This window comes from Vibrio sp. 1F263 (assembly GCF_041439035.1).
Taxonomy (GTDB): domain Bacteria; phylum Pseudomonadota; class Gammaproteobacteria; order Enterobacterales; family Vibrionaceae; genus Vibrio; species Vibrio tasmaniensis_A.
In genome coordinates this window covers 1-14,600 of record NZ_JBGONI010000025.1, presented here as the reverse complement: position 1 = coordinate 14,600, position 14,600 = coordinate 1, and the positions used below count along the sequence as shown (strand labels likewise).

The window sequence follows — 14,600 nt, the reverse complement described above, 5'->3', positions numbered from 1 at the left end:
ATGAATGAATATCAGATCACCTTCTTCGTTGACGATCCTGCCGCGAACTCACACGTCGCGCAGCCGTTGACTCGTTTAGCGAAGAAGTTCAAAAGCAACATCCGCATTATCAACATCACTCAAAATCGAACCGCTGATCTCTCCAAATCTGTCGCGATATTACAAGTGGGTTTACTCCAGGGGGATTTGTGTCAGATAACCGCGGTAGGGATTGATGCTGAACTCGCATGTTTTGTAATAAAAGACGTGATTGCTGAGCATTACGACATGGTTGGCTCACAAGTGAATCATGAGTTCTCTAACGATTTAATCCAACGTATGCCTCAGATATGCCCGCCTTGTGACATCAAGTGGCACCACGCTAAGGCGCAAACTCAACTGACAAAATTTGAGTGCTTGAAAGGGCTCGCTCACCTCGTTTATCCAGAAGATCCAGATGAGCTGATTTTGGCTTTCATTAAGCGAGAAGAACGCTCTTCAACCTGCGTGTCACCGGGTATCGCACTGCCCCATGTGATGTTTGAATCTACTCAAGATCTCTCGATCGCGGTGATCGTCAGTGACAACCCGATTGACTGGGCATCTCAAATTGGCCAAGTACACGTTGCTATCGCTTTAGTACTGCCAACCAAGCCGCAACGTGAACACATTGTGGCGGCTACCAACCTAACTAGAAACCTACTTCACGATCAGGTCAACGAGCGTTTGCAAAAGACTCGAAGCAGTGTCGATTTACAAGCCTTGCTGATGTATATCTCATCTCGCCTGCTTTAGTGCTTGTAACCCGTTCACGATCCTTACTCAATAGCCCAGCCGCTCGCTCGCTTGTCTGCCTCAACAAGTCAGGTTTATGAAATTGAGCTGACTCGTTAGATAGAGCCTCGATATTCAGTCGGCGTTCTACCGGTGCGATTCTTAAATACTCGACAGAAGTAGTTCACATCCTTAAAGCCGCAACGTAATGCCACTTCATTGAGCTTGAAATTGTACTTCTTGAGCATGAATTTGGCGCGGTCAACACGGACTCGGGTGATGTATTCTGCCAGCGTCATGTGGCCTTGTTGACGGAACATTCGCGACAAGTGATTGGATGAAATACTAAAGCGTGAGGCAATGCTGTCTCGGGTGATCTGGCGGTGGAAGTTTTCTTGAATGTAGATACAAATCCCCTGATACACATCCTGTACTCGGCTATGAGATTTTTCTACGGGCGCTTCCAGCATGGTTTTACTGTATTGCAGTAGAGCTTGCAGCAATAACTCATCCATCGGCTGCTTGTTACTCTCTCTCGCTAGTGAGCTGAGCGCCTCCAAAATGTTATCAATTGCAAACCCAGAGCGAGTCTGAATACTGTGTTTTTGGATATCGTAAAAGCTCTCCTCGCCTTTGCGCTTACTCACCAAACTTAAACCAAGCTGACGACGACCAAACAACATGCTCAACACAGAGCAATCAGTATCCCAATTCGGCTTATTCCAGCAGTTCGGTGGGATGAAAATCGCGTCTCCGGCTTTGGCGATAACGTTGGTTATTTTGCGATCATGACTCTCCATTTCATTAATATACTCTCCGTCTAGCACCAGCTCTAAACGTGGAAAGTTCACCTGATAACTGCATGCTGAAGGCGTGTGAAAATCTCCAGCAAACCAGATGTTATGAAACGGTTCTCGCTCATTTAATACAGACGAGATTAAGTCATGAAATATCATTATTCGAACTCTAATGGGCAGCAATAAGGCTACGGGAATAGATATACCCCTTAGTGAAACATAGCGCTATTGAGCAAAATCACAATTTGAGATCTAGGTTACAAAAATCCAGTCACGGAAATAAATTTCCAGTAACAAAACTGACCTAGCACGTTCCTGCCCTGATAAACAAATACGCTACAGCCCTTATAAATAAAAGCCTCAACACATCTTTAACTCTGTCAACATCGTCCTAAAAGCGCCCACTCGACCGATCAAAATCACACTCCACTTATAACGCAACAATCATCCAGTAAATGCATTTTTTCTTCACTACAGAAGGTAAGCCGTAGATTCCAGAATACCTCTAACAAAATAAAAACAGAGTAGGGGTTCATTATGATCACGACATTGATCAATCAAGATTTGATTAAGCTTTCGCTTAGCGCTAATTCAAAAGAAGACGTATTTAAAGAGCTGATAGACGTGCTTTACACACAAGGCCGAATTTCAGACAAAGTACAGTTTCTTGCCGACATTAAGGCGAGAGAAGAACAAGGTAATACCGGATTTGAAGAAGGCATTGCCCTGCCACATGCGAAAAGCAGCGCGGTGATCAAACCCGCGGTTGTTATCGGCGTCCATCAACAGGGCATCGAGTACGGCGCCGATGACGGTCAGCCATCAAAACTCTTCTTCATGATTGCGTCTCCAGATGGCGGCGATGATCACCACATCGAAGTATTGGCAGAGCTTTCTTCAAAACTGATTGAAGAAGGCTTTATCGAAAGCTTTATGAATGCTCAATCTGAACAAGAAGCTTTGGAACTACTGCTTACCAAACCTGAGCCATCAGAAACGGAAACCAACGTTGAGAAACAAGGCTTCATCATTGGTGTGACAGGCTGCCCAGCTGGCGTTGCACACACTTATTTGGCAGCCGAAGCGCTAGAGAAAGGCGCGGCGGCTCTTGGCTACGACATCAAGGTCGAAACTAACGGTTCTATTGGTGTTAAAAACAGCCCAACTCAAGAAGAGATCGAACGCGCAGACGCGATTGTCGTCGCTTGTGACAAACAGGTCGACATGGCTCGCTTTGCCGGAAAACGCGTTATCAGCACCAACGTGAAAGCGCCAATCAAAGACGCGCAAGGCTTGATTAAGCAAGCACTCAACGCACCTAGCTACCAAGCTGAACAAGCACCTACCAACCAATCTGTTGCAGAAAAAGCCTCACAAGCGCGTTCAGACCTTTATCGTTACTTGATGAATGGCGTATCACACATGATCCCATTCGTGGTGACGGGCGGCCTATTGATTGCCCTAGCACTAGCCATTGGCGGTGAGCCAAGCGAATCTGGCATGGCGATTCCTGCTGGCAGCATGTGGAACCAAATCCTAGAAGTGGGCGTGGTTGCCTTCACATTAATGATCCCAATCTTGGCTGGCTACATTGCTTACGCGATTGCTGACCGCCCTGCCCTAACCCCTGGCCTTATCGGTGGTTGGATTGCTAACAACGGCTCTTTCTACGGCGCTGACGCAGGCACAGGCTTCATCGGCGCAATCATTGCCGGTCTATTGGTGGGTTACTTCGTTAAATGGATCACCTCGTTCAACTACCACAAGTTCGTTCAACCGCTTGTGCCTATCATGATCGCTCCGATCACTGGTTCTCTATTCATCGCGGGTCTGTTCATCTTTGTTATCGGCGCGCCAATCGCTGGGCTGATGGATGCTCTTACTGCACTACTAACGAGCATGAGTACAGGCAACGTGGTTCTGCTAGGCATCGTACTGGGTGGTATGGCTGGTTTCGATATGGGCGGCCCATTCAACAAAGTAGCGTTCCTATTCTCAGTCGGCATGATTGCCAGCGGTCAAACTCAATTCATGGGTGCGATGGCGTGTGCAATTCCTGTGGCTCCACTGGGTATGGCCATCGCAACCAGACTTGGCCGCAAGTTCGACCTGTTCGAATCTTCTGAAATCGAAGCAGGTAAAGCAGCAGGCGCAATGGGCTTGGTGGGTATATCAGAAGGTGCGATTCCTTTCGCGGCTCAAGATCCGATGTCGGTTATCCCTGCCAACGTACTTGGTTCAATGACTGCCGCTGTTATGGCGTTCTCATTCGGTATCACCAACAGCGTGGCTCACGGTGGTCCGGTTGTTGCTCTACTAGGCGCAATGAACTACCCAATGCTGGCACTTCTGTGCATGGCATCAGGTGCGGGTGTGACTGCGGTTACTTGTATCGCGCTTAAAAATCTACGCAAAGCCAAGCTAACGACAGCAGCGGCTTAAGCCATTTCAACTCCAATGGCTTGAGCCCTTCTACTCTCCTTTTTTTAGCCGCTAATACTTTAGTTGCTAGTTTTTTACTAATGAGTAAGTCGAGTAGAGCTCAAGCCATGTTTCCCTTCATGGTGATTTCGATGTCTGATTTTTCTTTAGCGAACGACTCGTTCGTACAACGCTTTTTCTACCCTATGACCAACGTGATTCAAAACTACGCATGGGGTAGCCCTTCTTCGTTTAGCCAGTTGTTTGGTATTGATAACCAATCTGGTGAGCCGCAGGCGGAGATCTGGATGGGTGCTCACCCGAATGGTTGCTCAATGGTGAACGACAACGGGCAGCAGACCACATTATCGAGCTTGATCTCTAAGAACCTTAGCCTGTTTCTAAGCGAGAAAGTCGCAAGTCGTTTTGGCGAACTGCCTTACCTATTCAAGGTGTTAGCGGCTGAGAAAGCACTCTCTGTTCAAGTTCACCCGAACAAGCAACAAGCGGAATCTGGATATGCACTAGAAGAGCAACAAGGCATTCCAATGACAGCGGGTAACCGTAACTACAAGGATCCTAATCACAAGCCAGAACTGGTGTATGCATTAACCGACTACACCGCAATGAACGGTTTCAGGTCTATCAACGAGATCCTTGAGCACTTCCACTACCTCGATATTCCTGAGTTGCATTCGATGGTCAACGATCTCGAGGGCGACCAAACACCGAATGGCTTAGCCTGCTTCTTTGCAAGCTTGTTGTCTTTGCAAGGAGAACAAAAAGGCATGGCGCTGACCATGTTGCTGGTGAAGGCGAAGCTTTCAGATACACCTGTGTTTCAGTTGATTTCAGAACTGGAAGAGCAATACCCGGGTGATGTCGGGTTGTTTGCTCCACTGCTATTGAACGTGATCACTCTAAAGCCGGGGCAAGCCATGTACCTGGATGCCGAGACACCCCACGCTTACATCAAAGGCACGGGCTTAGAAGTTATGGCGAATTCAGACAATGTACTCCGCGCAGGCTTGACGCCTAAATACATGGATATCAATGAATTAGTCTCTTGTACTCAATTCAATGAAAAGCCTGCGGATAGATTACTGCTCAGCCCGATAGAGCAAGGTGATGTGATGGAATACCAAATTCCAGTCGAGGATTTTAAGTTCTCTATCGTCCAAAACTCACATCAAAGAAAGATCACCACCGAAGGTGCCGAGATCCTACTGCCACTCGACGAATCTATGGTGCTCACTCACCAGTGCGGCGAAACCTGCGTGATAGAGAAAGGCCAGTCCGTGTTCATTCCGGCTTATGCTAAGAGTTACAAGCTGGACTGCGTTGGACGCGTAGCGCGCGCTTACAGCTAGTTCCCTGACAAATCAGTACAAAGTCTTACTGCCCTGCTCATGCGGGGCATTTTTGTTTCTGAGGAGGTCGCTCGGCGTGTCAAAAACATAATCAAAAACGCCATCAAATATGACCTATCTCACACTGGATGAATGATGCAAATCACACTTAATTTTGCTGGATACAAATGTACAGTGAAGGGCTTTTATTTGCTATTTCGCGAATCGGGTTAATCCATTAATTTTAATTCAAGAACTTCAATAGTGAATGAGTTAATAAATGATCACACAGCTAACTAACGTCAACTTAATTAATAACAACCTTCAAGCGAATAATAAAAAAGAACTGTTTGAAGAATTGGCAGGCATGTTATTTGAGAACAGCCGAATCAGTAATAAAGAAGCCTTCTTGGCAGACGTTGAAATTCGTGAATCTCAAAGCATCACTTCAATGGACGGCATCGCTTACCCACACTCAAAAAGCAAGGCAGTAACAGAGCCAGCTATCGCTGTAGGTGTTAAGCGCGAAGGCATTGAGTATGGCGATGAAGACGGCATCAACCCAACCGTATTTTTTATGATCGCATCACCAGACAACGGTGCTGACCATCATATTTATGTACTACAAGAACTGTTTGGAAAATTCAGCGATGAATTTATCCAGAATATCCATAACGCAAAAGATGAACATCAAATCCTTAATATTTTAATTAATTCATAAGGCGTAGAAAATTATGAGCACCCTAACAACTCAAGCTACGAATACCAGTAGTAATTCTAATAACAAAAACAGTAGTAGCGACTTTAAAAAAATCCTTAGCACCATGAAAGGTCACCTGCTTTTCGGAACCTCACACATGCTGCCTTTCATCGTAGCCGGTGGTGTTCTATTGGCTTTAGCGGTAATGGCATCAGGCAAAGGCGCTGTACCTGCAGACGGCCTGCTAGCAGACATCTCTAATATCGGTATCAAAGGCCTTGTTCTTTTCCCAATCATTCTTGGCGGCTTTATTGGTTACTCAATTGCAGATAAACCAGCACTGGCACCTGCGATGATCTCTTCTGGCATCATGGCTGACATGGGCGGCGGCTTCCTTGGTTGTATCGTGGCTGGCTTTATCGCCGGTGGCGTGGTGTCCCAACTTAAGAAGATCCCGCTTTCTACCAACATGACTGCGCTAGGTGCTTACTTCATCTACCCGCTTCTAGGCACGTTAATCTCTGCCGGCATCGTACTGTGGGGCATTGGTGAGCCAATCAAACTGTTCATGTCTTCAATGAACGAGTTCCTAGCTTCAATGGCTGGCGCGTCTAAGATGGTTCTGGGCACAATCCTTGGTGGTATGACGGCGTTTGATATGGGCGGCCCTATCAACAAAGTAGCAACGCTATTTGCTCAAACTCAAGTAGACACTCAACCTTGGCTAATGGGCGGTGTAGGCATCGCGATTTGTACACCACCTCTAGGTATGGCATTGGCGACTTTCCTATTCAAAAACAAGTTCTCTAAACAGGAGCAAGAAGCAGGTAAAGCAGCGGCAATCATGGGTTCTATCGGTATCTCTGAGGGTGCTATCCCGTTCGCAGCGAACGACCCAATGCGCGTACTTCCTTCAATCGTTGCCGGTGGTATCGTGGGCTGTGTATTCGGCTTCATGACAGACGTTCTACTACACGCACCGTGGGGCGGCCTAATCACTGCACCTGTATCAAGCAACATTCCAATGTACGTGGTCGGTATTGCACTTGGCTCGCTAACCACAGCGGTTATCGTTGGCTTCTGGAAACCTGTCGCGGTTGAAACCGAAGAAGACATGATTGAAGCACCAGTACAAGCTCAAACAGCTCCTGTAGCAGGCGAAGGCGAGTACGACATCGTAGCCGTAACATGTTGTCCTTCAGGTGTTGCACACACCTTCATGGCAGCGAAAGCACTAGAGAAAGCAGGCTTAGCAGCAGGCCTTAAGATTAAGGTAGAAACTCAAGGTCAAAACGGTATTCAGAACCGCATCAGCGACCTAGATGTAGCGAACGCGAAGCTAGTTATCTTGGCTCACGATATTCAAGTGAAAGACGCTCACCGCTTTGCTAACGCGAACGTAATTGAATGCTCAACCAAGGAAGCAATGAAGAAAGCCGCGGACATGGTGGCTATTTAAAACCTGAAACAAGTTAGAAGATAAAATTACTACCCCCTAGTAACTAAAATCCCCATTCGCCTTGTCAGCGAATGGGGATTTTATATTTATATAATGTTCAAAGCTTTTTACTGCTTGATATAAAGATCCTTAGAATAGATGCGGCCTTCTACGTTGTTCTTAGCAAAGCCACCGACACTTGGTCGCACTAGGCGAGCTTGCATGTAGTAGTAGATTGGCGCGATCGGCATGTCTTCAGCCAGTAACTGCTCCGCTTGGTCATAGAAACCTTGGCGTTCTTGCTCATTAGTTGCAGCCAATGCGCTATCCATTGCTGAGTCGTACTTTTCGTTGTTGTAACGAGCAAAGTTGCCTGAAGATTCAGAACGCAGAAGGCTTAAGAAGGTCGACGCTTCATTGTAATCACCACACCAAGATGCTCGCATCACATCAAAATCACCTTGGCGACGTGATACTAGGTAAGACTTCCACTCTTGGTTTTCCAACTCAACTTGCGCGCCTAGATTACTTTTCAGCATGGATGCAATCGCCACCGCAATCGACTTATTCGATTCACTGGTGTTGTAAAGCAATTTAAAATCTAGCGGGTTAGAAGCATCGTATCCGGCTTCTTTCAGCAACTCTTTCGCCTTTTGGTCACGCTCCCTTTGAATCCATGTACTGTACTCAGGCTGAGTAGCATCAAAACCTGCCGTGTATTCATGAGCAAAGGTATAAGCCGGTAAGTTACCTACTTGAGTCACTCCATTAGTAATCACATTACGCATCATGGAATAAGACACCGCTTTACGCACTCGCGCATCATCAAACGGAGGGCGTGTGGTATTGAACGCGTAATAGTAAGTACACAATAAAGGTACCGCTGTATACGCGTCTTGATATTTCATTTTTAGTTGCTGCGCCATGTGTGTCGGCACATCAGACGTGATATCGACCTCGCCCACCGCATAACGGTTGATCGAAGCATTCTGGTTCTCAAACGGAATGTAAGTCACTTGGGTTAAGTGCGTATCTGAACTGTCCCAATAGTTAGGGTTCTTCTCCAGTTCAATGCGCTCGTTAACCACCCACTCGCCTAAAACAAACGCACCATTGCCAACAAACTGCTTCGGATCGCTCCACGGCTTATCGCTGTTTTCTAGCGTTGCCTTGTGAACGGGCATCATTGAAGTGTGGCCTGTCATCGCCACAAAGTATGGCACTTTACTATCGAGTTCGAATTTCACCGTGTGCTTATCAACAGCCGAGATACCGAGCTCTTCAACGGGCTTCTTACCTTCTGCCACATCAGCGATATTTTTGATTTGAGTTAGCTTGAGATACCACACATTTGGTGAAGCGAGTTTCGGGTCAACCGCGCGTCTTATCGCATACACGAAATCATCGGCCGTCACCGGATCGCCATTCGACCATTGCGCATCTTTACGCAGGTGAAATACAAACGTCTGGTTGTCTTCGGTTTCCCAAGATTCCGCGACACCCGGAGTTATATTGCCATCGCGATCTTGGATCACTAAACCTTCAAACAGGTCACGTAGAATGTGCATTTCAGGCAAGCCTTCTGCCTTTGCCGGATCGAGTGTCGCAGCTTCTGCATCATTGGCTCGCACCAAATGTTGCTCTTTTGCCAGTGAAACACCAGCAGGTAAGGTTTCAGCAACGGCAGTCACTGAGATAAAAGGGGTCAATAAAGATGAAATGAGTAAAGCCGTTGAATGTTTCTTAAAATCCATGTTTTTTGCTCTCCTAGCCTATCTTTGAAGCAAAGTAATAAAATTAACAATGCGACGGTTGACGTGTTTTGACGCTATGGTTTATTTAATAGAGGTCATCTAAATAGTAGTTATACCAATCACAGTAAGTAAGTGTTCAAAAATAGCGCAGGAAAAAAGCTTGAGAACAAGGCTGCTCTTTTCAATAAATAGTTTCGATAAGTAGTTATTCTACAATCAAAAAATCTAACGACGTTATCGAGATTTTTAACAAGCTAGGGTGAACAGTTATTTACTACGATTGGTATTACTATTTGATAGTACTTGATCAATCAGGAGATTAAGGTGAGTTTAATTCCAAGAACGGAAAGAGCTGCGTTTTCGATAAAGCCGCTGTCATATGGAAAATCGGTGTTGGGTGCGCCTTTGCTCTATTTCCCCGCACAAGTAGAAAGCGAATCTCGCGGGCTGATCTTAGCGGGCACACACGGCGATGAGACCGCTTCTATTGCAGGTTTATCTTGCGCCCTGAGAAGCTTGCCTGCCGCCAACTTACGACACGATGTGATTCTGTCGATGAACCCAGACGGCAACCAGCTTGGCACTCGCGCTAACGCCAATCAAGTCGATTTAAACCGCGCCTTTCCAACTCAAAACTGGACAGAAAATGGCACCGTCTATCGCTGGAGCTCTCACACCCCAGTCAGAGATGTAAAAGTTAAAACCGGCCAAGCCGATCAGCTTGAACCGGAAGTGCAGTCGCTCATTAACCTCATAGAACAACGCCAACCCAAGTTCGTCATCTCTTTCCACGAACCGCTCGCGATGGTCGACGACCCAACCCAATCAGAACTCGCCTCTTGGCTAGGCAAACAGTTCAACCTACCACTCGTCGAAGACGTTGATTACGAAACCCCAGGCTCATTCGGCACATGGTGCCAAGAAAGAAGCCTACCGTGTATTACCGTAGAACTGCCGCCAGTGTCTGCTGATTTGACTATCGAGCAATATTTGGATGCGTTTGTGGCTGTGTTGGGGTGTGAGGAGATTGGTTAGACAAACACGCTTTTGGACAAAAGTAAGTTACAAATGTTGTCCAACAGTGAGATGTCGGATAACCTCTGCGGCTCTTCTCCGCTTAGATGAGCTTGACAGAAGGGTATAACATTGAATTCACCTCAGGTACTGAAAGCTGTTTAATCTTCAGTTTGAAGTATTCGGTATCTCTTATCCCTCGTGCTCTTCTGCGCAACAATCCTATTGATACATTGCCTGCCTCGATGATAGAGCTGGTTAGTCGGTCATACTTTGCAAAGTTACAGATGCCTTCTTTGTGGTCTTGCAGCATGGATACAAAACCTTGCACGCTCATTATTCTTGTCGCTTTGGCTAACTGACACCAAGCGTCTAAACGGTAAGCCATTTGCTGATAGGTTTCCGCTCGCCAGATACTTTTTAGCTGCTCTTTAAGAACGTAGATTTCACTCAGACGGCGATTAGCTTTGAGTAACATTTTCAGTTTGTCCGTTTGGTTTTCTGACAGCCTTTCTGGATTCTTTAATAGAAGGTAAAGCGAGCCTTTAATCAGCGTTTTATCTTCTCTACAGACCGCTTTTTTGAACTCATACGAACGCTCTCGTCGAATGAGTTGGCTATATTGTTGGACGACATGGAATCGGTCAAAAACGATGTCAGCATTCGGCAGGTTTTCTCTGACGGCTTTTTGGTAAGCCTTCCCCATATCCATTGCAACGGCCTGAATCCCTTGGGCAGTTTGTTCGGTAAGTTGTGTGAGAAAGGCTTCGAGAACGCGGTGTGTACGACCATGTTCGACCCAAATCAATTGGCCGTTATCCATGTTATACACCACAGTCATATAGTCGTGCCCTTTGGCTTTTGCGACTTCATCAACGCCAATCCGTTTTAATCCACGGAGTTTTGACGGCTCAGAGGGTGGCAACGTTCGATGCAGCGCCGCTTTGTCAATATTCTTAATCGTTTCCCAGCGAAGTCCATAGTGTCTCGCAATCACACTGATGGGCATGTGACGGCACAAACCACTAATTTGTTCACAGAATCGTTTGGAATAACGTACACCTTTTTCTACAAAGTCACACTCTTCAATACGTCGCTCACCTTCGGTTGTACGGATTTGCGCAAGCTCAATATGAATTCGACAACATCGGCCACTTATCGGCAAGTCATAAATGGTTCGAGAAACGTAAGTATTGACGGTGCAAGCTTGGTTAGACTTGGGGTCGGTCACTTTAAATCGTCGGTCTCGACGACAGTAAACGTCAACAGTTTGAGTGGATTCATCGACCTTAATCGACTGGATTGCCTGCCCCTGAATATGTAAAAGCTGAGAAAGTAACTGGGTCAAAATAGGACTCATCCATACTGGCTAAAAAAGGGTTATTAGTCAGTATGGTAGAAGTCATAAGTATTGCGTTATGACTCAACAAAGCGGAGAAGAGCCCCTCTGCTAACGCAAAGCATTCGAATTGACTGTAAAACTAGTGAGAAAATTTACTCATCCGCTACACATGCAACCTACTGCAAATATGGTGGATGGAAAACTCCTATATCAGTCAGGTCATCCATCAAGATGATAAGTTCATTGAGTTAGCCTTTTTTGAGTTCTCATTGCCATTTTCACAGATTGAATTACTAAGGCCATTGAAGACTTGCTCGTTTTATGTGTTCCTTTAAATGCTTTAATAGTGATTGGATTTTCGGATCTGATTTTCTCCAAAATCGTTCAAATACAGGATCATTCTCTATAGGCTCTTTCTGTGGTGTGAGTATATTTGGCAGGATCAATATATGACAATGGCATTCACCATCAAGAATGTCATTCACAGTTATTTGTGAATCTAATATTTCTTTTCTCAATCGTACAAATTGGTCAAATCTATTGATGGTTTTGTTTGATTTCCATATAACGAATAGGCTAACTAACTCCATCATATGCAATAGAGATGGGCGATATACAGATTCGTATTCCCATAGGCTCAGGGATTCGTTGTTGACTTTCGAGCTTCCATCCTTTAATGACTTCCAAAGGCTATAGAGGCGATTAGCCCCCTGCAAAGAACCGCGAATTCGAGGGAGTTTTCGTTTACAAAGGACAACAAATAATACACTTAAGTTATTGGCAGCACTATCAGATAAGCTGGGTATACGATCGATTAGCAGGGGTTTTAGATGTCTAGCGATAGACCATATTTGTTCATCAAAAGTGTTATTCGACAAGGTCTCTTTAATACTAGGAATTGACTCTATTATCAGACTTGTTAACTCCTCTCTTCCTAGCGATTTTACGTACCAAGACATGTCTTTTGTTAGCGAGCTGAAAACTTGCTCACACTCATCATTCTTGTAAATTGAATCCTCAAATTCACGTTTGGCTAACAGCTTGTTGTAATGGCTGTTGCATAAAATGGCAGTTTTTAATACGTCACAAAAGTGGTGGTGTGGATCATCATACTGTACTTGCGTCTCAATTTTTTTATGGGCGCTTGTAATGTGCTGTTTAATGCTTCCAACTGTTTCCTCATGCCTTTCTTCATCATCCAAACCTTCACACCATTTTTCAACTAATCTGTCTCGTACTGAAAAATCAATCAGATCAAGAGCAGTAGGAATGACTACTATATTTCTCGAGGATTGAGAGTCACCGTCAGGGCTACTTTGGTCGAGTTCATAGTATAAAGTCATGAAAGTAGCAGAAGCTTGTTTTGATACTTCACTATCTAACCCATTGAAAGCAACAATAGTGTCCATATGGTAATGAGTACGATCTGAAAGGGATGCTCGTCTAGCGTGATCCTTCCACTTTTCATTCACACGAGATAACTTGTAATTTAGAGTTAGTAATTTGAAAAAGCTTGAGCGGTATTTTTTATTATCTTTCGCCCCAAAGGTATCCCTATGTTTTACTGGAAATAGAGATAGCACATCCTTAAAAGCCCTATCTTGTTTGAAACTGTCGGATTCCTGCGAGGCCTTGTTGTATCTATGGCATAAATATTGATTGAGGCGTTGATATTTTAAATCTTCTTCTGGTATAGGAAGGGGGTAGCTTAGCTCAAAGGGAGATATATAGTTGGCCATCAAGTACCTGTCGAAAGGGTTGGTGGAACGGCAATTAATGTCTTCTAACGTTGATTCAGGCAAAGATTCTATACTGCCAATACCTAGCAATTCTGGTTCCTGTTTGTTTAAAAGTGCATTATACAGTTGAATATACAGTGGAGAATAAGCTTGAGGGTTGGGGATGTACTCTTCACTACTACTACACTTGATAAATAGTTCAGTGTAAGCGTTCAAGTCGTCTTTATTCATTAAGTAATCCTCTACGATGAAGGAAGGTTAGAATGACAGTGTTGGCGGTTATTGCTGCATTACTTTGAGAAAGAGAGCACTATTTTGGTAGATAGTACTCTCATTTATGGTCCTCACTTAAGCTAAAGCTGGGCCTCTCCCTCGACTAGCGTTAATTCTGCTTCGTACGAAAGACTCATTAAGATTTAGCTTCTTGGAAATAGTTTTGACATCGTGACCTTTATCGTACAGCCCCTGCATAATACGTTGCTTCTCTACAGGCGATAAGCCCGTAAAGTTAAGTTCATGAAGGTCATCACTGAAAGTTCTAAAAAAGGACATAATTTACCTTTGCTCTCTTGGGGACGTGTGTCCGTTAATTGGAGGTTCATTATGTTCTTACGAAGACGAAAAGAGAGGGGACAGTTGTTTGTTCAACATCAATAATTGTAGTGGTACGGTGAATTTACCATAGCCCGAGGTATCACCTAGCTTTACTTCAATGTTTGGGAATTACTAAATATAAGCTCAATTATGCTTCTGCGAACTGGGTAGTTAATCGGTTAAACTTACAATGGGGCAGCTCTGAGTTAGTCACGATGGCTAGCTCGTGTGATCACCAAGCGATTCTGTCGTACCGTAATTATCAACCGATAAATGTCTAATGGCCTAGCCAATAGTGGTTGGCTGCGGAGAGACCACAATAAGAGATCTTCTATATGTGTTTGTCGTAAGCAATGTTTAATGACCGAAATGACAAAGCGAAGCAGATAACTTTGTTGTTCGAAAAGCATTGGCTACTCACGCAGCCAACAGGATGTAATAACCTATATTGATAGACGGAAGTTAAGAGTGCGCTTTAACGTACTTTTTAACCTTTTTCATAGCCATTTGACGCTTAAGTGGTGAAAGATAGTCAATAAACAAGTTACCCGACAAATGATCTATTTCGTGCTGCATTACGATAGCTAGAAACTCATCACTTTCGATGGTCATTGGTTTACCTTCGCGATCTAAAGCAGACACAACAACTGAAGTAAAACGCTCTACGTCGGCATAATAGTCAGGAACTGATAAACAACC

Annotated in this window: 11 protein-coding genes; 6 read left to right on the top strand and 5 right to left on the bottom strand. The window is 44.9% G+C overall.

Features of this window, described 5'->3' with window-relative positions; all coding sequences use genetic code 11:
• Positions 1-774, top strand: coding sequence for a PTS sugar transporter subunit IIA (locus ACED25_RS15545; RefSeq protein WP_371695640.1), 774 nt, complete (start codon positions 1-3; stop codon positions 772-774).
• Positions 775-869: 95 nt separating this feature from the next.
• Here the strand turns inward: ACED25_RS15545 and ACED25_RS15540 are convergent, their stop codons facing one another.
• Positions 870-1,709 (bottom strand): helix-turn-helix transcriptional regulator, encoded by an 840-nt coding sequence (locus ACED25_RS15540; RefSeq protein ID WP_009846231.1) that lies wholly within the window; start codon positions 1,707-1,709, stop codon positions 870-872.
• A 378-nt stretch (positions 1,710-2,087) separates the two neighbouring features.
• Between ACED25_RS15540 and ACED25_RS15535 the strand changes: the two genes are divergently transcribed.
• The 4 genes from ACED25_RS15535 (at position 2,088) to ACED25_RS15520 (ending at position 7,479) form a co-directional block, all read left to right on the top strand.
• On the top strand, positions 2,088-3,992 hold the full coding sequence (locus ACED25_RS15535; RefSeq protein WP_371695612.1) for a fructose-specific PTS transporter subunit EIIC: 1,905 nt from the start codon (positions 2,088-2,090) through the stop codon (positions 3,990-3,992).
• 131 nt (positions 3,993-4,123) lie between these two features.
• Positions 4,124-5,341, top strand: coding sequence for a mannose-6-phosphate isomerase, class I (gene manA / locus ACED25_RS15530; RefSeq protein WP_371695611.1), 1,218 nt, complete (start codon positions 4,124-4,126; stop codon positions 5,339-5,341).
• A 259-nt stretch (positions 5,342-5,600) separates the two neighbouring features.
• Positions 5,601-6,041 (top strand): PTS sugar transporter subunit IIA, encoded by a 441-nt coding sequence (locus ACED25_RS15525; protein ID WP_371695610.1) that lies wholly within the window; start codon positions 5,601-5,603, stop codon positions 6,039-6,041.
• A 13-nt stretch (positions 6,042-6,054) separates the two neighbouring features.
• On the top strand, positions 6,055-7,479 hold the full coding sequence (locus ACED25_RS15520) for a fructose-specific PTS transporter subunit EIIC (RefSeq protein WP_371695609.1): 1,425 nt from the start codon (positions 6,055-6,057) through the stop codon (positions 7,477-7,479).
• A 107-nt stretch (positions 7,480-7,586) separates the two neighbouring features.
• Here ACED25_RS15520 and ACED25_RS15515 read toward each other — a convergent pair whose 3' ends face one another.
• Positions 7,587-9,212 (bottom strand): ABC transporter substrate-binding protein, encoded by a 1,626-nt coding sequence (locus ACED25_RS15515; protein ID WP_371695608.1) that lies wholly within the window; start codon positions 9,210-9,212, stop codon positions 7,587-7,589.
• A gap of 324 nt (positions 9,213-9,536) precedes the next feature.
• On the opposite strand from ACED25_RS15515, the gene mpaA reads away from it, so the two are divergent.
• Positions 9,537-10,247 (top strand): murein tripeptide amidase MpaA, encoded by a 711-nt coding sequence (gene mpaA, locus ACED25_RS15510; RefSeq protein ID WP_371695607.1) that lies wholly within the window; start codon positions 9,537-9,539, stop codon positions 10,245-10,247.
• An 82-nt stretch (positions 10,248-10,329) separates the two neighbouring features.
• Here mpaA and ACED25_RS15505 read toward each other — a convergent pair whose 3' ends face one another.
• From ACED25_RS15505 to ACED25_RS15495, 3 genes are all read right to left on the bottom strand, one after another.
• Complete coding sequence (locus ACED25_RS15505) at positions 10,330-11,574, bottom strand: ISL3 family transposase (protein WP_371695606.1); 1,245 nt, start codon at positions 11,572-11,574, stop codon at positions 10,330-10,332.
• A gap of 287 nt (positions 11,575-11,861) precedes the next feature.
• Positions 11,862-13,538 carry a hypothetical protein gene (locus tag ACED25_RS15500; protein ID WP_371695605.1) on the bottom strand — a complete coding sequence of 559 codons (1,677 nt, stop codon included), beginning with the start codon at positions 13,536-13,538 and terminating at the stop codon, positions 11,862-11,864.
• A gap of 825 nt (positions 13,539-14,363) precedes the next feature.
• Positions 14,364-14,600 (bottom strand): peptide deformylase (locus ACED25_RS15495; protein WP_371695604.1); only part of this gene is annotated, 237 nt, incomplete at its 5' end.

Coding starts and splice junctions, on each gene's coding strand:
- manA (WP_371695611.1), top strand. CDS start 4,124: ATGTCTGATTTTTCTTTAGCGAACGACTCGTTCGTACAACGCTTTTTC.
- ACED25_RS15520 (WP_371695609.1), top strand. CDS start 6,055: ATGAGCACCCTAACAACTCAAGCTACGAATACCAGTAGTAATTCTAAT.
- ACED25_RS15545 (WP_371695640.1), top strand. CDS start 1: ATGAATGAATATCAGATCACCTTCTTCGTTGACGATCCTGCCGCGAAC.
- ACED25_RS15540 (WP_009846231.1), bottom strand. CDS start 1,709: ATGATATTTCATGACTTAATCTCGTCTGTATTAAATGAGCGAGAACCG.
- ACED25_RS15500 (WP_371695605.1), bottom strand. CDS start 13,538: ATGAATAAAGACGACTTGAACGCTTACACTGAACTATTTATCAAGTGT.
- ACED25_RS15535 (WP_371695612.1), top strand. CDS start 2,088: ATGATCACGACATTGATCAATCAAGATTTGATTAAGCTTTCGCTTAGC.
- ACED25_RS15525 (WP_371695610.1), top strand. CDS start 5,601: ATGATCACACAGCTAACTAACGTCAACTTAATTAATAACAACCTTCAA.
- ACED25_RS15515 (WP_371695608.1), bottom strand. CDS start 9,212: ATGGATTTTAAGAAACATTCAACGGCTTTACTCATTTCATCTTTATTG.